The organism is Aeromonas sp. 97A (genome assembly GCF_051919185.1).
GTDB classification, from domain to species: Bacteria; Pseudomonadota; Gammaproteobacteria; order Enterobacterales; family Aeromonadaceae; genus Aeromonas; species Aeromonas veronii.
Map to the genome: position 1 here is coordinate 3603305 of NZ_JBQBFF010000001.1, position 20199 is coordinate 3623503.

Genomic DNA, 20199 nt, shown 5'->3' on the forward strand with positions numbered 1-20199 from the left:
TTGGCAACTGGTGCGGATTAACGCAACGGTTTGACCGAGCGACGGACAATCAGCTCGGGCTGTACCGTCATCGATTCCACTTCCAGCTCCTTGTTGCGGATCCGACTGACCAGATGCTTCACCGCCAGCTGGCCCAGTTCGGCCTTCGGGTGACGGATGGTGGTCAGCGGCGGGCTGGAGAAGCGCGCCATCTCCACATCGTCGTAGCCGATGATGGAGATATCGTCCGGCACCTTGACTCCGGCTTCCCAGGCAGCGCAAATCGCGCCGATCGCCATGGGATCGTCGAAGGCAAAGACCGCGGTCGGACGAGGCTGCAGGGCCAGGATGCGCTGCATGGCATCGAAGCCGCTCTGGCTCTCGTAATCCCCTTCAAAGACCTGCTCATCTTTGAGGGTCAGACCGTGCTCGCCCAGCGCATCACGTACCCCGTCCAGTCGCTGCTGGGTGGTCGGCTTGGAGAGCTGGCCAGTGATGCAGACGATGTCGCGGTGCCCCAGCTCCAGCAGATGGCGAACGGCCATGCGGGCGCCGATGCGGGCGTTGTCGTTGATGACGTTGGCGAAATCGCACTCCGTGCCCCAATCCAGTACCACCTGCGGCACGTTCTTGTGGATGCGCAGCATGTCACGCAACGGGGTGTCGATATCGGTACCCAATACCAGCAGTCCATCCACCCGTTTTTCCATCAGCATTCTCAGGTAATGCTGTTGGCGAGGCGGCTGGTTTTCGGTGTTGCAGAGGATCAGGCTGTAGCCCTGTTCGAAGCAGTACGCTTCAACCCCTTGCACCACTTCTGCGAAGAAGGGGTTTACGCTGGTGGTAACCAGCATGCCAATGGTCTTGGTCGAATTTATTTTAAGACTGCGCGCTACCGAGTTGGGCGCGTAGTTGAGTTCTGCCACCGCCTCAATCACTTTCTGGGTCGCGTCTTCGCTGACCCGCCGAGTGTGGTTGAGCACATGTGAGACGGTGGAGATGGATACGCCTGCGCGCGAGGCGACATCCTTGATAGTGGCCATCTCTGTCTCCTGACTGTCAAAGGCGGAACATTAGCAGATTTCCCGAATAAAGGCTTGGTTTTAACGAGCTCTGCCACGGAATTGTCAATGCCGGCTAATTTAGGCGCTCATTTCTGTTTGCGCAAATGGATTCTGGTCAAAATGGGAGCGCTGTCAGAGTAAAATATCGCCAGATTAATCCTCTGGCGTTTGTCAGAATCGCCTCTCGTTACCAAGATGTTAAGTCAACAAATCAAAATTAAGCTCTGATTAGCCGAAAATAACAGGTCATTTATTTCAAAATCCGTCCATCCAACCCCCTCTGGTTAGTATCTTTAACAGCTTGTTATTGCCCCGTGAGGAATGATAGAACCATACCTATAGCCGGATGCACGGGATGTAGATCCGGAATGGCACACGGAAATGAAACAATCCACTGATTAAGGGACGAATCAATGCATAAGTTGAGCAAAATCACAGTTGGCGCAGCGGTTTCTTTGGCTCTGTTTGGATCGATCTCCATCGCCCACGCGGCAGACACCATCAAGATAGGTATCGCAGGCCCGGTTACCGGCCCGGTTGCCCAGTACGGGGACATGCAGTTCACCGGCGGCAAGATGGCGGTAGAGCAGATCAACAAGGCTGGCGGCATCAATGGCAAGCAGATCGAAGCAGTCGTCTATGACGATGCCTGCGATCCCAAACAGGCGGTGGCCGTTGCCAACAAGGTGGTGAACGACGGCGTCAAGTTCGTGGTCGGTCACCTCTGCTCCGACAACACCCTGCCCGCCTCCGACATCTATGAAGACGAGGGGATCCTGATGGTCACCCCCGCCTCCACCAACCCCAAGATCACCGAGCGCGGTTACCAGCTGACCCTGCGCACCATCGGCTTGGATAGCGATCAGGGCCCGACTGCCGCCAAATACATCATCGAGCAGGTCAAACCCCAGCGCGTCGCCGTTATCCACGACAAGAAGCAGTATGGCGAAGGGATCGCTTCCAGCGTCAAAGCTGCGCTCGACAAGGCTGGCGTGAAAGTGGTGGCCTTTGAAGGGATCACCGCCGGTGACAAGGACTTCTCCGCCCTGATCGCCAAACTGCAGAAAGAGAACGTCGATTTCGTCTACTACGGCGGCTATCACCCGGAGCTGGGACTGATCCTGCGTCAAGCTGGCGAGAAGGGGCTGAAAGCCAAGTTCATGGGCCCGGAAGGAGTGGGTAACAAGGATATCTCCGCCATCGGTGGCCCGGCTTCCGAAGGCCTGCTGGTGACCCTGCCGAACAAATACGATCTGGTGCCTGCCAACGCCCCGCTGGTGGCGGCGTTCAAGGCCAAGGGTCAGGACTCCTCCGGCCCGTTCGTCTGGACTACCTATGCCGCGGTGCAGAGCCTGGCAGCCGGTATCGCCAAGGCGGGTGAAGATGACCCGGCCGCCGTTGCCGCCGCCATCAAGGCTGCGCCGATCGATACCGTGATGGGCCCCCTGACCTGGGCACCGAACGGTGACCTGAAAGGCTTCGAATTCGGTGTGTTCCAGTGGCACGCTGACGGTACTTCCAGCCAAGTCAAATAATCTGCCGATCGGGGGTGAGTACGCTCACCCCCTCCTCTCTTTGCGGGCAAGTACAGGGAACGCAGTATGTCCGAACACCTCCTCTATCTGGTTCAGCAACTGCTGAACGGATTAACCATAGGCAGCACCTATGCGTTGATCGCCATTGGCTACACAATGGTCTATGGCATCATCGGCATGATCAACTTCGCCCACGGCGAGGTTTACATGATCGGCTCCTATGTCGCTTTTATGGTGATGGCGGGGCTCATGATGATGGGCATCGACAGCACCTTTCTACTGCTGGGGGGCGCCTTCCTGGTCAGTATCATCATCACCGGCACCTATGGCTGGAGCATCGAGCGGGTCGCCTACCGGCCACTGCGTGGTGGCAACCGGCTGATCCCCCTCATCTCCGCCATCGGCATGTCGATCTTCCTGCAGAACATGATGCGGATGGCTCAGGGCTCACGGGATATCGCCATGCCCAGCCTGATCTCCGGTGGCTGGACCCTGGGGGGTGAGGATGGTTTTCAGGCCAGCCTCTCTTATATGCAGCTGATCATCTTCGTGGTGACTTTCATCACCATGCTGGCGCTGACCCAGTTCATCGGCCGCTCCCGCATGGGCCGCGCCTGCCGCGCCTGTTCGGAAGATATCAAGATGGCCAACCTGCTGGGCATCGACACCCACGTGGTCATCTCCATCACCTTCGTGCTGGGGGCCGCGCTGGCCGCCGTCGCCGGGGTGCTGCTCGGTATGTATTACGGTGTCATCAACCCCTACCTCGGCTTTATGGCCGGTCTGAAGGCCTTCACTGCCGCTGTATTGGGCGGTATCGGCAGCATTCCGGGAGCCGTACTGGGCGGCCTGCTGCTCGGCGTGGTTGAAGCGCTCACCGCCGGTTATCTCAGCACCGAGTACAAGGATGTGATGGCGTTTGCCCTGCTCATTTTTGTGCTGCTCTTTATGCCTACTGGCATCCTGGGTCGTCCGGAGGTCGAGAAGGTATGAAACGCCAATTTATGCATGCTCTCGTGCTGCTGTTTATGTCCATACGCAGCATTCTCGGCCGTCCGGAAGTGGAGAAAGTGTGATGAAACATCAATTTATCCACGCCTGTATCGCCAGCCTGGTACTGCTGGTACTCTCCTTCTGGCTGCTCGGCTTCAAGCTGGAGACCGATGGCTCCAGCCTGCAGGTAATGAGCCGCCTCGATGTGTCGCTGGCCTGGCTACTGGGGGGCGCCACCCTCGTTTTCTGGTTCCAGATGCTGCGCGGCCAGATCGCCAAGCTGTTTCAGGCCTCCATCAGCGGCTTCTCGGTCGGCTTCACCAAGCTGGTGCTGCCGAGTCCGGAAGAGGCGCCCAAGCTCTATAACCTCACCGCCGTGCTGGTGCTGCTGTTCGCGGTGAGCTGGCCCTTTATGGCCTCTCGCGGCGCCATCGATCTCGCCACCCTCACCCTGATTTACATCATGCTGGGGCTGGGCCTGAACGTGGTGGTCGGCCTCGCCGGTCTGCTCGATCTCGGCTATGTCGGCTTCTACGCGGTCGGCGCCTACAGCTATGCCCTGCTCAACACCTACTTTGGGTTGAGCTTTTGGGAGTGCCTGCCCATCGCCGGGCTGATGGCCGCGACCTTCGGCTTCCTGCTCGGTTTCCCGGTGCTGCGGCTGCGGGGGGACTATCTGGCCATCGTCACCCTGGGTTTTGGCGAGATCATCCGCATCCTGCTCAACAATATGACTACCCTGACCGGCGGCCCGAACGGCATATCCGGCATCCCCAAGCCGACGCTGGGGGGTCTGGAGTTCAACCGCACCGTCAAGGATGGGGGCTTTGATACCTTCCACAACTTCTTCGGCATTACCTACAACGCCAACCACAAAGTGATCTTCCTCTACCTGATGGCACTGGTGCTGGTGGTGGTGACCCTGTTCGTCATCAACCGCCTGCTGCGGATGCCACTGGGCCGCGCCTGGGAAGCGCTGCGGGAGGACGAAATCGCCTGCAAATCGCTGGGGCTCAACCCCACCATCATCAAGTTGACCGCCTTCACCATAGGCGCTACCTTCGCGGGCTTTGCCGGCAGCTTCTTTGCCTCCCGGCAGGGCTTTATCAGCCCGGAATCCTTCGTCTTTATCGAGTCGGCCATTGTGCTGGCGATTGTGGTGCTGGGTGGTATGGGCTCCCAGATCGGGGTGGTGCTGGCTGCCATCGTGATGACGGTGCTGCCGGAGCTGGCCCGCGAATTCAACGAGTACCGCATGCTGATGTTCGGCCTCTTGATGGTGTTCATGATGATCTGGCGGCCACAAGGATTGCTGCCGATGACCCGTCCGCATCTGGAGTTGAAGAAATGAGTACACATCAGAAGTTAATGGAAGTCTCTGATTTGTCGATGCGCTTCGGGGGCCTGCTGGCCGTCAACGGGGTAAAACTGGATATCGACAAGGGCGAGGTGATCTCCATCATCGGCCCCAACGGCGCGGGCAAAACCACCATCTTCAACTGCCTGACCGGTTTCTACTGTCCGAGCGGCGGCACCATCCGCTACAAGGGTGAAGAGATCCAGGGGCTGCCCGGCCACCTCATCGCCCGCAAGGGGATTGTGCGTACCTTCCAGCACGTGCGGCTGTTCAAGGAGATGACGGCGGTGGAAAACCTGCTGGTTGCCCAGCACCAGCACCTCAACACCAGCTTTATCGCCGGCCTGTTCAAGACCCCGGCCTTCCGCCGTGCCGAGCAAGAGGGGCTGGAGCGGGCCGCCTTCTGGCTGGATAAAGTGGGGCTAAAAGATCTCGCCAACCGCGCTGCCGGCAACCTGGCCTACGGTCAGCAGCGCCGCCTCGAGATCGCCCGCTGCATGGCGACCCGTCCCGAGCTGCTGATGCTGGACGAACCGGCCGCCGGCCTCAACCCGAAGGAGACCGACGAGCTGGACGAGCTCATCATGAGCCTGCGGGACGAATTCGGGGTCTCGGTGCTGCTGATCGAGCACGATATGAAGCTGGTGATGGGCATCTCCAACCGCATCTTCGTGGTCAGCCAGGGCACCCCGCTGGCCCATGGCAAGCCGGATGAGATCCGTAACAACCCGGCAGTGATCAAGGCCTATCTGGGCGAGTCGTAAGGAAAACAAGATGTTAGAACTTCGCAACGTATCGACCCACTACGGCAAAATTCAGGCACTGCACGATGTCAGCGTCGAGGTGAAAGAGGGGGAAATCGTCACCCTGATCGGTGCCAACGGCGCGGGCAAAACCACCCTGCTGATGACCCTCTGCGGCGAACCCAAGCCCAGCAGCGGCTCCATCTGGTTTGAGGGGGAACAGATCAGCTCCCTCACCACAGCCCGCATCATGCGCAAAGATATCGCCGTGGTGCCGGAGGGGCGTCGCATCTTCGCCCGCCTGACGGTGGAGGAGAACCTGCTGATGGGCGCCTTCTTCGTCGACAAGTCCGAGCAGCATGGCCTGCTGGATCAGGTGTTCACCCTGTTCCCGCGCCTGCATGAGCGACTGGAGCAGCGCGCAGGAACCATGTCCGGCGGCGAGCAGCAGATGCTGGCCATCGGCCGTGCCCTGATGAGCAAACCGCGCCTGCTGCTGCTGGATGAACCCTCGCTGGGGCTGGCCCCCATCGTCATCCAGCAGATCTTCGACACCATCGAACAGTTGCGGCAGAAGGGGATGACCATCTTTCTGGTGGAGCAGAACGCCAACCAGGCGCTCAAGCTGGCCGATCGCGGCTATGTGCTGGAGAACGGCCACGTGGTGCTGCAAGACACGGGCGCCGCCCTGCTGGCCAACCCGGCGGTGCGGCAGGCCTATCTGGGCGGTTAACTCACTGACCCGCATGCCATATCGACAAGGGAGCCGCTGGCTCCCTTATCTTTTGTGGGGTTAGTTTGCGCCCAAGCTTGCGGTACACTGGCCCGTAATCAACCTATTCGCAGGACATCCCGATGGACCAGTTTGCCCATATCAATGCCCATGATGCCCACCAGAAACTGAGCGCGGGTGAAGCCCGTCTGGTGGATATTCGCGACCCGCAATCCTTTGAAGCGGCCCACGCGGTCGGCGCCTTCCACCTCACCAACGGCACCCTGGTGCGCTTTATGAATGAAGTGGATTTCGATACCCCGGTCATCGTGATGTGCTATCACGGCAACAGCAGTCAGGGGGCCGCCCAATACCTGCTGCAACAGGGCTATGACGAGGTCTACAGTCTGGATGGCGGCTTCGAGGCGTGGCGCCGGGAGTTTCCCATCGAGGCAGGCGAGGCATGATCCAGCTGCTGGTACTCGACAACGCCCGCATGGCGCAGGCGCTGGTGGACTATCTGGCGACCCTGGGGATCTCCTGCGAGCTGACCCAGTCCGAGCTGGGGGTCACCATCTGGCTGGCGGACGAGCTACGCCTCGCCCAGGCCCAGCTGGAGGTGAAGCGCTTTCTGGCCGAGCCGGGCCACCCGCGCTATATGGAAGCCTCCTGGCAATCCGGCCGCGCCGATGCCCGCATCGACTACAGCAAGGGGATGACGGACCCCATCACCGATTTCCTCCATCAGGCGGGGCCACTGACGCTGGTGGTCATCATCGCCTGTCTCGCCATCTACGGGATCGAGGCCATCGGCCTGCCCATTTTTGATCAACTGGCATTCCACCCGACGCTGGCCCAGTTCACCGACTGGCAGGCGTGGCGTTATTTCACCCCCGCCCTGATCCACTTCTCGGTGCTCCATCTGGTGTTCAACTTGCTCTGGTGGTGGTATCTCGGCGGCCAGATCGAGCAGCGCCTTGGCAGCGGCAAGCTGCTGATCCTGCTGCTGGTGGGCGCCGCCCTGCCCAATATCGCCGAGTTCTTTGCCAGCGGCCCGCTGTTTGGCGGCCTCTCCGGCGTGGTCTATGCCCTGCTCGGCTACTGCTGGCTGCGCAGCAAGCTGCAACCGGCCTGCGGCCTCACTCTGCCACCGGCACTGATGGGCTTTATGCTGTTCTGGATGGTGCTCGGCTTCTTCGACATGCTCGGCACCAGCACCGCCAACATCGCCCACCTGACCGGTCTGCTGGTCGGCCTGCTGCAAGGCTGGCTGGATCGCAACCACCAGCCGACCTGATTTTTCAGCAGCCGCAGAAACGAGAACGTCGCCCCGAGGGGCGGCGTTTTTTACGCGATGGGCAGTTACTGCTTGATCAGGGTGTCGTCAGTCACCTTGACCGCCGCACCGCCACTCATAAAGAAGCTGGCGAACTGGGTCTGGGTCTCGGTGGTGACCGCACCAGCCGGATCGAAGTTCTCGTCAGGGGCCAGCAGCGAGCTATGGCCCCCTTTCAGGAAGCGCGCAGCATGGTGACCCGCCGGGAGCACGCCGGAACCCTTCAGCTCTTGCAAACCCAGCACCCGGAACAGCAGCTCGGTGCCACCCAGCGGCGCAGAGGCGATGCTGTTGGGGATCACCTGATCCGGCAGATTGAGCGCACCATCACCCACAATTTCGGTGGCGAACAGCGGGAAGCTCTTGGGGACGCCACTGCCCAGATTGATCGGGTCCGCAGAGTCCAGCACTGACTGTGCGGCAAAGGTATAGCTCTGCAAGGTGCTCGCCGCACCCGCCTGCGTGGCCGCATCCAGACTGGGCAGGAACTCGTTGACGAAGCAAGTGGCGGCAGCCGTTTTGCAATTCGGTGCATAGGCGGTAAAGCCCGCTTTCAGCGCCGGACTGCCCGAGGTAAGCACGCTCATCTTGATGGTCGGCCCGAAGCTCGGCGAGTTGAGCAACAACGGCGCGATGCCGCCACCCGGCATCGCCAGACCACCGGTATCGAACTTGAACAGGGCATCAGCCTGAGCACTGCCGGTGGTCTGGTTGGCGACAGCCAGCAGATTGGCCCCGGTAATGGCACCGAGTGAGTGACCGAGGAAGTGAACTTTCAGACCGGCACCACCCAATTGGCCACCCAATCCCTGGGTGTTGGCCAGACCGACAGCCAGTCGCAGTCCCAGCAGATCCGCCACGCTCTGTTTCAGATTGTCCCGCGCCACCGTCAGATAGTTGAGGTTCAGATAGGGGAGCGGGTTCTCCGATGTGGTCACCGTCGCCATGCTGTTGCTCAGGGCATAACCACGCTCGCCGTGCAGCGGATGATCGATCACTACCACAGCGACATTTTTGGCTGTTGGTGTGACTTGCAGACCAGCACCAATCTGGCCCAGCGCCAGCGCATAGGCGTTCTCCTTAATGGAGGTAACCCCGTGTTGATAGATGATCACATCGGTAATTGTATTGAGCGGTGCAGCGGCGAAGATCCGCAGCGGTACCGATTGTACTTCGCTCAGGGTCGGCAACGGGTTGAAACGGCCGATATTGCGCTCGGCATCCAGCGGCTTGCCACCAGAGGTGAGGGTCACCCCGATCAGCTTGCTTGCCTCGGTCAGCAGTTCACTCTGACGGCTCGGGTCGGCGATCAGCTCACCCAGCAATGCCGGGTCCACGCCCGCCCCGACCAGTCCACCGATCACCTCGCTATCGCCCGCTTTCAGCGCGTTGGCGATGGCATAGAGGCTGGGAATGGCGCCGTGCCAGGATTGGGTCTTAGCCTTGTCCCAGGAGCCGGCTATCGCTGGAGTAGAGAGGAAGTAAGGGAGCTTGACGGTACCGGTATACACCTTGGTCACCGCTGCAACTCCGTTTAGGGTGGTATTAGCCGCCACAGCGGCAGCAATCGCATCACGATCTTTCTGCGGCAAAAATGGCTCATTCGCCAGCTGGGTCAGAAAATCCACCCCGCCATTAAGACCGTTGATGGTATAGGTTGCTGGCAGGCTGGTGCTGCCCTTGGCATCCTGTTTCCACAGCGCCGCGGCGTCCAGGCTCGGGCTCTTCAGCACCGAAGCGGCGGCACTTTTCACTGCCAGCAGCACATCGGCACCAGATTGGGTGGCAAACCAGTCGGAGAAGATCACCCGATCGCTGGTGATCCCGGTGGCCGCTTTGAACAGACCTTCCTGCAGCGAGATCAGGCTGTTGATGGTCTGCTCCTGAGTGGTTGCGCCAGCTGTCGATTTGAAGCTGCTGTAATCTCCGCCCGCCTTGAGCGGAGTGCCACGACTGTCCTTGAGGGCATCGGTCGCCACGATCATGTAGTAAGAAGAGGGATTGAGCGGCTTGAGCGGAACCAGATTAAGCTTGCCGTCCCCGCCGGTGACCACAAAGTCGGTCCCATAAACCAGTGGCTTGCCGCCCTTGACTCCGTTGGGTTGCAGAGTATCAGGATCCAGCGTGAGCTCGAGCAGGTAGAGGGGCGCAACGGCAGAGGCATACTCGCTGGCCGCCGGTGCCGGCACAGAGACACCGGTCACGGTCGCCGGTACCAGCTGGACCGGTTGGGTGGTTGACCAGCCATCGAGAGTGGAGAGGGCAGATACCGGGTTCGACAGATCCGCAGTTTCTGTCGAAAACTTCAGGGTACCGTCGCTGGCACGGGGGGCCAGCACGCTCGGGCGCACCCCGTTGGCACCACTCAGGACGTAGTCGAGGGAGCTGGTGGTGTCTCCCTTGTTGTCATCTCCACCACATCCGGCCAGCAGGGCGCTGACAACAGCTGCATAAATTAGCTTCTTCTTCATTTTTTATTCTCTTTTTATAAGGTTGTTATCCATCACAAGCCAACGGGGTCATCACGACCTCGACTGCAAAACGTTAACATAAAACCAACACCAAATAAGACTCATGCCGGACAGTTCTGGCTCAGCTTTGTGGTGCATGTCATGGTTTCAGGTTAACAAAGGGGCGCAAGGGTAGCAGTTGTGGCCCCATCACCAGACCCGACCAGCCAGCGGGCACCATCACGACTAAAAAGCCGCCGCGATCTCGGCAAAGTGAGGGAATTGTCGGTAGAATGTCCGCCAACGCTTAAGGAGGACATCATGATCGACCCGAAGAAACTGGAAGAGATCGCCAAGCAGGTGCACAACTCCCTGCCGCCCGGCATTCGCAGCATGGGTGAAGAGGCCGAGAAGAAGATGCGTCAGGTACTGCAAGCCCAGTTGGGCAAGCTGGATCTGGTCAGCCGCGAAGAGTTCGACGTGCAGACCAAGGTGCTGCTGCGTACCCGTGAAAAACTGGCCGCCCTCGAAAGCAAGCTGGCTCAGCTCGAGCAGCAGCTCGGCGCCAAAGGCGAATAACGAAAACCCCAGCTCGGCTGGGGTTTTTGCTTTGAATTGAACCTGTAAAAAGCATCACACCTGAAGCAGATACCAAGCTCGCTTGCCGCGCGCCTTGGCCTCATACATGGCCCTGTCGGCCACCTCCAGCGCCTGTCGGAAGCTCAATGGCTCCTCCTCCCAAAGGGCGATGCCGATACTCAGCCCCACCCGTTGCGAGCAACCGGGTTTGGGCACATAGCCATGCATCCGGCTGATCAGGGCGTCAGCCAGTTGCGCCAGGCCATGGCTCGACACATCCCGGTGCAGATGCACCACAAACTCGTCGCCGCCGTAACGGCCACACAGGGCCGAGCCAGGCATGATGAGGCGCAACCAGTCCGCCATCTGCTGCAACACCAGATCGCCGCAGGCGTGCCCCAGCTGGTCGTTGATCCCTTTGAAATCATCCAGATCGATAAAGAGCAGCGCCCCCGCCCCTTGCGGCTGTAGCTGGGCAAACGCCTTGCCAAACCCCTGCCGGTTGAGCAAGCCGGTCAGCGCGTCGCTGTTGGCGCGCTCCGCCAGTCGCTGCTCATAAGCCTTGCGCTGGGTGATATCGATATGGGAGCCCATGATCCGCAGCGGCTTGCCATCGCCATCCCGATCAACGACCCGGCCCCTATCCCACAGCCAGGTAACCTCGCCTTGCGGGTTGATGGTGCGGTATTCGGCTTCATAGAAGGGGGTTTTCCCCTCAAGGTGGGCAAAGTAGCTGCCCATGGCATGGGCGCGATCGTCGGGATGGAGCTTGGCGCTCCACTGATCGAAATGAGGGGCCATGTCACCGGCCTGAAAGTTCTGCAGATTGAAGACCCGCAGTTCGCCGGTGGGAATGGTGCCCTGCCAGAGACAGATGCCGGTGCCATCGAGGGCGGCATTGAGCTTCTCCTGCAGCAAGCCATTTTCATGCTGCAAAGCGGCGATTTCTGCCTGCAAACGGGCTATTTCACCGCCATGAGGGGACGGGATCAGCGTTGCGACCCGCTCGACAGAGCCGGTCTCTCCCCTGTCATCCTCCGCAGATGCCCTGCCCTCTTCACTCAACACTGCGCCTCCTTGTGCTTGCTCTATGGATGCTCTTGTCAATCCCCCACAAAGATGCCATCAGCTAGGCTCGATTAGTAGCCACTCATAGCCAAAATATTGAAAAATAATGGGATAACGCCGCGATAATCCGCTCATTCGGGATGATCAGGTACTGCGGCAGCCCTAAAAACAAAAGCCCCCGGCAAAACCGGGGACTGCGTCATCCAAGCGGGGATCCCGTCAGATAAATTCGTAGGCGTCACCAAAGATGCGCTCCGGCTCGGCGCCGAGGATCTTGAACTCCTCGCGGGCCGCCCCCGCCATCTCGAAGCGACCGGCGACATAGATGTCGTACTCATGGAGGCTGACGAAATCATCCATGATCGCCTTGTGTACCAGACCGGTACGGCCACTCCAGTCGCTCTCCGGCTCCTGTACTACCGGGATGAAGGTGAGCGGCGCGTAGTCACGCTCCCACTGCTGCATCTGCTCCAGCTCGTAGAGCCAGTGCGCCTGACGCACCCCCCAGTAGAAGAAGACCGGCCGCTTGCTGCCGCTGTCGATCAGGTACTCCAGAATCGATTTGGCATAGGAGAAACCGGTGCCGCCGGCCATCAGGATCAGCGGGCGGGGGGATTCGTTGCGCAGGAATGCCTTGCCGGCGGGCAGCTCGACCTCGATCTCCCCCTGTTCGCGCATGCGGGCCAGCACCTGACCGGCATAGGCGTTCTCGGGAGTCGCACCAATCTGCAGCTCCAGCACGCCCGGGCGGGTCGGCGAGTTGGCGATGGAGAAGGGACGCTTGTCCGAATCGCTCATCACCACCAGCAGATACTGGCCCGGCTTGAAGCTGGCCTCTTGCTGCGGCGTCAGGGCCACATGCCAGATGGTGTCGACATATTCGCGCAGTTCCTCTACGCGGCATTTGATACGTTGCATTCTTGTCCTTGTGGCGGGCTCGCTCGGCCCGCTTCGCTCATTGTTTCACTATGGAGTGACGACCAGCAGCCCTGGCCCCGTTAGTCGAGAATACTCAAATCAGTGCGGATCGCATCACTTTTTGCAGCAAAGCTGTCATGTTTGCCTCATCCGAGGATATTGAGCTCATCCCAGATGGCATCGACCTTCTGCTTCACCGCCTCATCCTGAACTATGGGCTGACCCCACTCCCGATTGGTCTCGCCCGGCCACTTGTTGGTGGCATCCAGCCCCATCTTGGAGCCGAGGCCGGAGACCGGCGAGGCGAAGTCCAGATAGTCGATCGGGGTGTGCTCGATCAAGGTGGTGTCCCGTGCCGGATCCATCCGAGTGGTGATGGCCCAGATCACATCCTTCCAGTCGCGGGCGTTGACGTCGTCGTCACACACCACCACGAACTTGGTGTACATGAACTGGCGCAGGAAGGACCAGACCCCCAGCATCACCCGCTTGGCGTGGCCCGGGTAACGCTTCTTGATGGTCACCACCGCCATCCGGTAGGAGCACCCCTCCGGCGGCAGATAGAAGTCCACAATCTCGGGGAACTGCTTCTGCAGCAGCGGCACAAACACCTCGTTCAGCGCCAGACCCAGCACCGCCGGTTCATCGGGCGGACGGCCGGTGTAGGTGCTGTGATAGATGGCATCGCGCCGCTTGGTGATGTGGGTGATGGTAAAGACCGGGAACTCGTCCACCTCGTTGTAGTAACCGGTGTGGTCGCCATAGGGGCCTTCCGGCGCCATCTCACCCGGCTCAAGATAGCCTTCCAGCACGATCTCGGCACTGGCGGGCACCTCCAGATCGCAGCTGATGGCCTTGATCACTTCGGTACGGCTGCCGCGCAGCAGACCGGCAAAGGCATATTCGGAGAGAGTATCCGGCACTGGCGTCACGGCACCAAGGATGGTCGCCGGATCGGCGCCAAGCGCTACCACCACCGGGAAGCGCTCGCCCGGATGGGCCTCCTGCCACTCGCGAAAATCGATGGCTCCGCCGCGATGATCCAGCCAGCGCATGATCAGCTTGTTTTTGGCGATCTTCTGCTGGCGATAGATGCCGAGGTTCTGGCGTTTCTTGTAGGGGCCACGGGTGATGGTGAGGCCCCAGGTGACCAGCGGCGCCACATCGCCGGGCCAGCAGTGCTGGATCGGGATCTGGTCGAGATCGACCGCATCTCCCTCCTGTACCACCTGCTGGCAGGGGGCAGAAGAGAGGCGTTTAGTCGGCATGTTGAGCACCTGCTTGAAGATCGGCAGCTTCTCCATCAGCTCCTTGAATCCCTTGGGCGGCTCGGGCTCCTTGAGATAGGAGAGCCAGACCCCGACCTGACGCAGGGCGCCCACATCGGGCTGCCCCATGCCCATGGCAACCCGATCCGGGGTACCGAACAGGTTGGTCAGCACCGGCATGGTGTAGCCTTTGGGATTTTCGAACAGCAGAGCCGGGCCACCCGCACGCAGGGTGCGGTCGCTGATCTCGGTCATCTCCAGATAGGGATCTATCTCGCGGGTGATACGCTTGAGTTGTCCGTTTTGTTCCAGCTGCGCGATGAAATCACGCAAATCCTTGTATTTCATGCAAGTTCCCAACCGGGTTCAGGAGGTCACGCATTATAACCCTGGCTGCCCATCGGGTGTACCCGAATCGGGCAGCAGACTCGGTGCAATGGGTGGCATGTCACGCTGGCCAAGGCGTCTGGCCAGTGCAGAGAGCAGCAGGGGCTCGTCCACCTCCATCAACAGACCGGCTACCAGCGCCCCGTATTGACGGTTGGAGAGTTCCGCCAGCAGGTATTTCTGGGCTTGCGGTGGCAAGGGCGAGAGCGCGCTCAGCTGACGCAGGGCGGCCCCCTTCAACCCTTCGTTGCCACTGGCGGCAATCAGCAGATCGCTGGCAGCGCTGCCGTGATGGAAGCGGTTGATGGTAGAGAGTGCACGCAGCGCATCCTGATCTGCCGGCCGCCGCCACAGCATGCCATAGAGCGCCGGTTCGCCGGTGCGCTGCAACAGATGGAACAACAGATGATTGTCCGGCAGATAGATATTCTGGCTGGCCAGCGCTTGCGCCTCCCGCATCCAGATCGGTTGCGGCAAGGTGTCGAGGGCCAGCAACAGGGCTTGCTGCTGCATGGCGAGATCGGGGTTACTGCTGTAGTAGACGGACTTTAGCTGGAAGCTGCCCTGAGTAAGCTGCAGCCGATAGCGCTGCACCAGTGATTGCAGTTGCCACTCCCCCAGCAACTGACGGGCACGCGCGGCAAAATCATAAACCGGTTGCTGCACCAGAAAACCGTCGACCTGCTGCTCCATGAGCCACTCGGGGGCCTTATCGGCCTGAGCCTCGACCCACTGTTGCAACGCAGGAGATGCAGGGGTGGTCGCGGGAATATCCCGCAGCAGTTGCGACAGCAGGAACTCCCGCCGCTCGCGACTCAGGGTCGCCAGCAGAGAGTCGATGGCTGCAAATTGCCCCTCCTGCAGACGGCCCGCCAGATAGCGCTGGTGCGTCTGCAACGTCTCGGCTGTCACCGCGACCGGAGCACTCTGCGCGCAGGCAGGCATTGCACTCAGCAACCCCAGCAATAACCAGAAAACAGGCTTCATGACGTCTCCATCCATGTGACATCGGGATCTCATACTACTAGGGCGACCGGAAAACAGATAAACAAAAACCGCGACCAAGGCCGCGGTTTCGTCATTTTCTGACCGGACTTACTTCTGCTGGCGCCGCATGGCGTCGAAGAACTCGTCGTTGGTCTTGGTCATCGCCAACTTGTCGATGAGGAACTCGATACCGTCGATCTCGCCCATCGGGTGGACAATCTTGCGCAGGATCCACATCTTCTGCAGCTCGTCACCTGAGGTGAGCAGCTCTTCTTTACGGGTGCCTGAGCGGGTGATGTCGATAGCCGGGTAGACGCGCTTCTCGGCAATCTTGCGCGAGAGGTGCAGTTCCATGTTGCCGGTACCCTTGAACTCTTCGTAGATAACCTCGTCCATCTTGGAGCCGGTATCGATCAGCGCGGTGGCGATGATGGTCAGGCTGCCGCCCTCTTCAACATTACGCGCGGCGCCGAAGAAGCGCTTGGGACGGTGCAGGGCGTTGGCGTCCACACCACCGGTCAGTACCTTGCCGGATGACGGGATAACGGTGTTGTAGGCACGGGCCAGACGGGTGATGGAGTCCAGCAGGATCACCACGTCTTTCTTGTGCTCGACCAGACGCTTGGCCTTCTCGATCACCATTTCGGCAACCTGAACGTGACGGGAAGCAGGTTCGTCAAAGGTGGAAGCGATCACTTCACCTTTCACCATACGCTGCATCTCGGTCACTTCTTCCGGACGCTCGTCGATCAGCAGAACGATCAGTTCACAGTCCGGGTGGTTGTAGGCGATGCTCTGGGCGATGTTCTGCAGCAGCATGGTCTTACCGGCCTTGGGCGGCGCCACGATCAGGCCACGCTGGCCTTTACCGATGGGGGAAGCCAGGTCCAGTACACGAGCGGTGATATCTTCGGTAGAGCCGTTACCCCGTTCCATACGCAGACGTTCGTTGGCATGCAGGGGGGTAAGGTTTTCAAACAGGATCTTGTTGCGGGAGTTTTCCGGACGGTCGTAGTTGACCTCGTTGACCTTGAGCAGCGCGAAGTAGCGTTCGCCCTCTTTCGGTGGCCGGATCTTGCCGGAGATGGTATCGCCGGTACGCAGGTTGAAGCGGCGGATCTGGCTCGGGGAGACGTAGATATCGTCAGGGCCTGCCAGATAGGAGCCGTCTGCACTGCGCAGGAAGCCGAAACCATCGGTCAGGATTTCCAGCACACCGTCGCCAAAGATATCTTCACCACCCTTGGCGTGCGCCTTGAGGATTGCAAAAATAATATCTTTCTTGTGCGCCCGAGCCAGATTTTCCAACCCCATGGATTCGCCAAGCTTGACCAGCTCGGACACAGGAGTGTTCTTTAATTCAGTCAGATTCATAGTGGTGAAAGTCTGTAAGCAAGGATTGAAATGAGGAGACAGTCTGCTGGATTGATGCTGATCGGATTTGATTGCCAGGCTGTGGTTAGCAAAGAGTCAGGCAAAAAGGTTAGCAAACGAGCGATAAACTAGCACCAATCGGGATGAGCGTCTAGGTGATAAAACACAAGGAGCGCATTATTGCAATGCGCTCCTCTTTAATTATTACAGGTTGCCGTCCAGGAACTCTTTCAGCTGAGTCTTGGACAGTGCACCGACCTTGGTCGCTGCCACTTCGCCATTCTTGAACAGCAAGAGGGTCGGGATACCACGAATGCCGTACTTGGGCGGAGTATCAGAGTTATGGTCGATGTTCAGTTTGGCTACGGTCACGCGACCTTCGTACTCTTGGGCAACTTCTTCCAGGATCGGGGCAATCATCTTGCACGGACCACACCACTCGGCCCAGAAGTCGACCAGAACGGCGCCATCGGCTTTGATTACATCTGCCTCGAAGCTGGCATCGCTCAGCTGAACAATCTTGTCACTCATCTCCAACTCCAGTCAGTAATTAAGGCTTTATTGACATATCAACAAAGGCAATAGTTGCCCTATTTGAAATGATCCTGTTTATTATTGCAAGCCTAACCTGATAACCTACCGCCATGAGCAAAACACACTTAACGACCGACAAATTCGCCCAAATGGGCCTCGAACCCGAAGTTCTGGCTGGTCTGGAATCAAAGGGATTTCACTATTGCACGCCCATCCAGGCACTGTCTCTGCCACTGCTGGTAGAAGGTCATGACCTCGCCGGTCAGGCCCAGACAGGAACCGGCAAGACCATTGCCTTCCTGGCCGCGACATTCAACTATTTGCTGACTCACCCGCTGACCAAGCCCCGTCTGGTTAATCAACCCAGAGCCATCATCATGGCACCCACCCGGGAACTGGCAGTACAGATCTATAACGATGCCGACAGCATCGCCGCCTCTACCGGCCTGAAACTCGGCCTCGCCTACGGTGGCGAAGGTTACGACAAGCAGCTGGCCGTGCTGGAGCAGGGCGTCGACATCCTGATCGGCACCACCGGCCGCATCATCGACTACTTCAAGTCCAAGGTGATCGATCTGAGCAACATTCAGGTTGTGGTTCTGGACGAAGCTGATCGCATGTTCGATCTGGGCTTCATCAAGGACATCCGCTTCCTGTTCCGCCGCATGCCGCCCGCGACCGAGCGTCTGAGCATGCTGTTCTCCGCCACCCTCTCCCTGCGCGTGCAGGAGTTGGCCTACGAACACATGAACCACCCGGAACATGTGCAGGTAGAGCCGGAGCAGATGACCGGCGTGCGGATCAAGGAGGAGCTGTTCTACCCCTCCAACGAAGACAAGATGTTGCTGCTGCTCTCCCTGATGGAAGAGGAGTGGCCGGAAAAAGCGATCGTCTTCGCCAACACCAAGCATGTCTGTGAAGACGTCCATGCCTGGCTGGAGAATGACGGCCACCGCGTCGGTCTGCTGACCGGTGACGTGCCGCAGAAGAAGCGGATGAAGATCCTCGAGGATTTCACCAAGGGTGCGCTCGATATTCTGGTCGCCACCGACGTGGCCGCCCGTGGCCTGCACATCCCTGACGTGACCCACGTCTTCAACTATGACCTGCCCGACGACGCCGAAGACTATGTACACCGTATCGGTCGTACCGGTCGTGCCGGCAAGAGCGGTCACTCCATCAGCCTGGCCTGTGAAGACTATGCCTTCAACCTGCCGGCCATCGAGGAGTACATCCACCACGCCATTCCGGTCAGCAAATATGATCGCGAAGCGCTGCTGGATGACGTGACCCCGCCGAAACGGGTGTTCCGCAACCGTCAGCCGGTGAACCGCAACATGCGGGATCGCCAGGGTGGCAACAGCAACAACCGTCGTCGTCCGCCGCGCAAGAGCTAAGGACAGGCCCGTTGCACAACTCGCCTCTCTATGCCGCCATCGACCTCGGCTCCAACAGCTTTCATATGCTGGTGGTGCGCGAGGTCGCCGGTGCCCTGCGCACCGTCGCCAAGGTCAAGCGCAAGGTTCGCCTCGCAGCAGGGCTTGATCCGGAATTTCGTCTCAGCCGTGCCGCCATGGAGCGGGGCTGGGACTGTTTGCGTCTCTTCTCCGAACAATTGCAGGACATTCCGGCCGACAATATCCGGGTGGTGGGCACCGCAACCTTACGACTTGCCACCAACGTCGATGAGTTCCTCAGCGAAGCGGAACGGGTACTCAACCACAGCATCGAGATCATCTCGGGCGAGGAAGAGGCCAAGACCATCTATGAAGGGGTCTCCTGGACCTCTGCCGGGGAAGGAAACCGGCTGGTGATCGACATCGGCGGTGCCAGTACCGAACTGGTGATTGGCGAGCACAGCGAAGCAAAACTGCTCAACAGCCTGCACATGGGCTGCGTCACCTGGCTCAACAATCACTTTGGTGATGGCGAGCTCTCCGAAGCCCGTTTCGAGCAGGCGATTGCTGCCGCCAAGGCGGTGCTGGAGAAGGTGGCGGAAGATTACCGAGCCCTCGGTTGGCGCACCTGCGTTGGCGCCTCCGGCACGGTGCAGGCGCTGCAAGAGATCATGCTGGCGCAAGGGAAGAGCGAGCGGGTCACCCTGCCGAAACTGCAGGAGCTGATGGGTCAGGCCATCGCCTGCGGCAAGCTCGACCGGCTGCAACTGGAAGGGCTGGCGGCCGAGCGGCTGACCGTGTTCCCCTCCGGCCTCGCCATCCTGATTGCCATCTTCGAAACCCTCGATATCGAGAGCATGACCCTCGCGGGGGGCGCCCTGCGTGAAGGACTGATCTACGGTCTGCTTGGCAACAATCACGACTGTGATGCCCGGGATCGCACCGCCGACAGCCTGATCAGCCGCTATCAGCTGGATAAAGAGCACGCCGAACGAGTACGCGATACCGCCGTCGAGGCGTTCAACCAGCTGCAACCGGCCTGGCGACTCTCCAAACGCTACGGTCGCCCAATCTTGCGTTATGCCGCCCTGCTGCACGAGATCGGCCTCTGTATCGAATACAAGAAGGCGCCGCAACACGCCGCCTACATCATCGACAACATCGACATGCCGGGCTTTACCCCCGCGCAAAAGAAGCTGTTGTCGGCCCTGCTGTTCAACCAGCGGGACGAATTCAAGCTGGAACCGCTGGAGAAACAGGGTGCCGTCACCGGTCGTCAGGCGATCCGGCTGGCCCGTATCCTGCGCATCGCGCTGATCCTCTGCATGCGCCGCACCCAGGGAACTGTGCCCAGCTTCACCCTGCAGGCAGAAGAGGAGTCACTGACCCTGACCCTGCCCAAGGGCTGGATGGATGAACACTACCTGCGCGCCAGCGAGTTGCGTTTTGAAGTGGAGCGCCAGCAGAAGATGGGCTGGCCGACCCGCGTACAGGAAGCCTGACTCAGCAACCTGCCTG

The 20199-nt window shown here is 59.7% G+C and carries 18 protein-coding genes; 10 read left to right on the top strand and 8 right to left on the bottom strand.

The annotated features are described in order from the left end of the window. Positions 1-17: 17 nt before the first annotated feature. Complete coding sequence (locus tag ACTG27_RS16360; protein ID WP_005355925.1) at positions 18-1022, bottom strand: substrate-binding domain-containing protein; 1005 nt, start codon at positions 1020-1022, stop codon at positions 18-20. Positions 1023-1456: 434 nt separating this feature from the next. Between ACTG27_RS16360 and ACTG27_RS16365 the strand changes: the two genes are divergently transcribed. The 7 genes from ACTG27_RS16365 (at position 1457) to glpG (ending at position 7680) form a co-directional block, all read left to right on the top strand. Beyond that, the gene (locus ACTG27_RS16365) at positions 1457-2578 is read left to right on the top strand and encodes a branched-chain amino acid ABC transporter substrate-binding protein (RefSeq protein WP_043825924.1); all 1122 of its coding nucleotides are present in this window, start codon (positions 1457-1459) and stop codon (positions 2576-2578) included. Positions 2579-2644: 66 nt separating this feature from the next. Next, entirely contained in the window at positions 2645-3571 is a 927-nt protein-coding gene (gene livH, locus ACTG27_RS16370) for a high-affinity branched-chain amino acid ABC transporter permease LivH (RefSeq protein ID WP_005339439.1), read from the top strand. An 82-nt stretch (positions 3572-3653) separates the two neighbouring features. Beyond that, complete coding sequence (locus ACTG27_RS16375; RefSeq protein ID WP_421279399.1) at positions 3654-4922, top strand: high-affinity branched-chain amino acid ABC transporter permease LivM; 1269 nt, start codon at positions 3654-3656, stop codon at positions 4920-4922. Then, a complete protein-coding gene (gene livG / locus ACTG27_RS16380) occupies positions 4919-5692 on the top strand; it encodes a high-affinity branched-chain amino acid ABC transporter ATP-binding protein LivG (protein ID WP_005339435.1) in 774 nt (257 codons plus the stop codon). Before ACTG27_RS16375 ends, livG begins: the two co-directional genes overlap by 4 nt. Positions 5693-5702: 10 nt before the next feature. Then, the gene (locus ACTG27_RS16385; RefSeq protein WP_323895864.1) at positions 5703-6404 is read left to right on the top strand and encodes an ABC transporter ATP-binding protein; all 702 of its coding nucleotides are present in this window, start codon (positions 5703-5705) and stop codon (positions 6402-6404) included. Between the two features lie 122 nt (positions 6405-6526). Further along, positions 6527-6850, top strand: a complete 324-nt coding sequence (glpE, locus tag ACTG27_RS16390; RefSeq protein WP_005355913.1) for a thiosulfate sulfurtransferase GlpE — start codon at positions 6527-6529, stop codon at positions 6848-6850. Further along, a complete protein-coding gene (gene glpG / locus ACTG27_RS16395; protein ID WP_021229252.1) occupies positions 6847-7680 on the top strand; it encodes a rhomboid family intramembrane serine protease GlpG in 834 nt (277 codons plus the stop codon). Before glpE ends, glpG begins: the two co-directional genes overlap by 4 nt. A 65-nt stretch (positions 7681-7745) precedes the next feature. Here the strand turns inward: glpG and ACTG27_RS16400 are convergent, their stop codons facing one another. Beyond that, positions 7746-10190, bottom strand: coding sequence for a VolA/Pla-1 family phospholipase (locus ACTG27_RS16400; protein ID WP_439979973.1), 2445 nt, complete (start codon positions 10188-10190; stop codon positions 7746-7748). A gap of 300 nt (positions 10191-10490) precedes the next feature. Between ACTG27_RS16400 and ubiK the strand changes: the two genes are divergently transcribed. Continuing rightward, positions 10491-10748 carry a ubiquinone biosynthesis accessory factor UbiK gene (gene ubiK, locus ACTG27_RS16405; RefSeq protein ID WP_005339429.1) on the top strand — a complete coding sequence of 86 codons (258 nt, stop codon included), beginning with the start codon at positions 10491-10493 and terminating at the stop codon, positions 10746-10748. Positions 10749-10802: 54 nt separating this feature from the next. On the opposite strand, the gene ACTG27_RS16410 is transcribed toward ubiK, so the two are convergent. The 6 genes from ACTG27_RS16410 to trxA form a co-directional block, all read right to left on the bottom strand. Further along, positions 10803-11816: a diguanylate cyclase domain-containing protein gene (locus tag ACTG27_RS16410; protein WP_439979975.1), complete on the bottom strand. Its 1014-nt coding sequence runs from the start codon at positions 11814-11816 to the stop codon at positions 10803-10805. 219 nt (positions 11817-12035) lie between these two features. Next, on the bottom strand, positions 12036-12734 hold the full coding sequence (gene fre, locus ACTG27_RS16415) for an NAD(P)H-flavin reductase (RefSeq protein ID WP_139396174.1): 699 nt from the start codon (positions 12732-12734) through the stop codon (positions 12036-12038). 146 nt (positions 12735-12880) lie between these two features. Continuing rightward, positions 12881-14350, bottom strand: a complete 1470-nt coding sequence (gene ubiD / locus ACTG27_RS16420; RefSeq protein WP_005339421.1) for a 4-hydroxy-3-polyprenylbenzoate decarboxylase — start codon at positions 14348-14350, stop codon at positions 12881-12883. A 33-nt stretch (positions 14351-14383) separates the two neighbouring features. Beyond that, positions 14384-15376, bottom strand: coding sequence for a hypothetical protein (locus tag ACTG27_RS16425; RefSeq protein ID WP_439979976.1), 993 nt, complete (start codon positions 15374-15376; stop codon positions 14384-14386). A 108-nt stretch (positions 15377-15484) separates the two neighbouring features. After that, a complete protein-coding gene (gene rho, locus ACTG27_RS16430) occupies positions 15485-16750 on the bottom strand; it encodes a transcription termination factor Rho (protein ID WP_005339417.1) in 1266 nt (421 codons plus the stop codon). A 204-nt stretch (positions 16751-16954) separates the two neighbouring features. Then, positions 16955-17281, bottom strand: coding sequence for a thioredoxin TrxA (trxA, locus tag ACTG27_RS16435; RefSeq protein WP_005339416.1), 327 nt, complete (start codon positions 17279-17281; stop codon positions 16955-16957). A gap of 113 nt (positions 17282-17394) precedes the next feature. On the opposite strand from trxA, the gene rhlB reads away from it, so the two are divergent. Beyond that, positions 17395-18681: an ATP-dependent RNA helicase RhlB gene (rhlB, locus tag ACTG27_RS16440; RefSeq protein WP_236348666.1), complete on the top strand. Its 1287-nt coding sequence runs from the start codon at positions 17395-17397 to the stop codon at positions 18679-18681. An 11-nt stretch (positions 18682-18692) separates the two neighbouring features. Beyond that, positions 18693-20183 carry a guanosine-5'-triphosphate,3'-diphosphate diphosphatase gene (gene gppA, locus ACTG27_RS16445; RefSeq protein WP_005355894.1) on the top strand — a complete coding sequence of 497 codons (1491 nt, stop codon included), beginning with the start codon at positions 18693-18695 and terminating at the stop codon, positions 20181-20183. Positions 20184-20199: the final 16 nt, after the last annotated feature.

Bases quoted from the DNA above. Each gene is read 5' to 3' on its own strand.
- ACTG27_RS16360 (WP_005355925.1), bottom strand. From the start codon at position 1,022: ATGGCCACTATCAAGGATGTCGCCTCGCGCGCAGGCGTATCCATCTCC.
- ACTG27_RS16365 (WP_043825924.1), top strand. From the start codon at position 1,457: ATGCATAAGTTGAGCAAAATCACAGTTGGCGCAGCGGTTTCTTTGGCT.
- livH (WP_005339439.1), top strand. From the start codon at position 2,645: ATGTCCGAACACCTCCTCTATCTGGTTCAGCAACTGCTGAACGGATTA.
- ACTG27_RS16375 (WP_421279399.1), top strand. From the start codon at position 3,654: ATGAAACATCAATTTATCCACGCCTGTATCGCCAGCCTGGTACTGCTG.
- livG (WP_005339435.1), top strand. From the start codon at position 4,919: ATGAGTACACATCAGAAGTTAATGGAAGTCTCTGATTTGTCGATGCGC.
- ACTG27_RS16385 (WP_323895864.1), top strand. From the start codon at position 5,703: ATGTTAGAACTTCGCAACGTATCGACCCACTACGGCAAAATTCAGGCA.
- glpE (WP_005355913.1), top strand. From the start codon at position 6,527: ATGGACCAGTTTGCCCATATCAATGCCCATGATGCCCACCAGAAACTG.
- glpG (WP_021229252.1), top strand. From the start codon at position 6,847: ATGATCCAGCTGCTGGTACTCGACAACGCCCGCATGGCGCAGGCGCTG.
- ACTG27_RS16400 (WP_439979973.1), bottom strand. From the start codon at position 10,190: ATGAAGAAGAAGCTAATTTATGCAGCTGTTGTCAGCGCCCTGCTGGCC.
- ubiK (WP_005339429.1), top strand. From the start codon at position 10,491: ATGATCGACCCGAAGAAACTGGAAGAGATCGCCAAGCAGGTGCACAAC.
- fre (WP_139396174.1), bottom strand. From the start codon at position 12,734: ATGCAACGTATCAAATGCCGCGTAGAGGAACTGCGCGAATATGTCGAC.
- ubiD (WP_005339421.1), bottom strand. From the start codon at position 14,350: ATGAAATACAAGGATTTGCGTGATTTCATCGCGCAGCTGGAACAAAAC.
- ACTG27_RS16425 (WP_439979976.1), bottom strand. From the start codon at position 15,376: ATGAAGCCTGTTTTCTGGTTATTGCTGGGGTTGCTGAGTGCAATGCCT.
- rho (WP_005339417.1), bottom strand. From the start codon at position 16,750: ATGAATCTGACTGAATTAAAGAACACTCCTGTGTCCGAGCTGGTCAAG.
- trxA (WP_005339416.1), bottom strand. From the start codon at position 17,281: ATGAGTGACAAGATTGTTCAGCTGAGCGATGCCAGCTTCGAGGCAGAT.
- rhlB (WP_236348666.1), top strand. From the start codon at position 17,395: ATGAGCAAAACACACTTAACGACCGACAAATTCGCCCAAATGGGCCTC.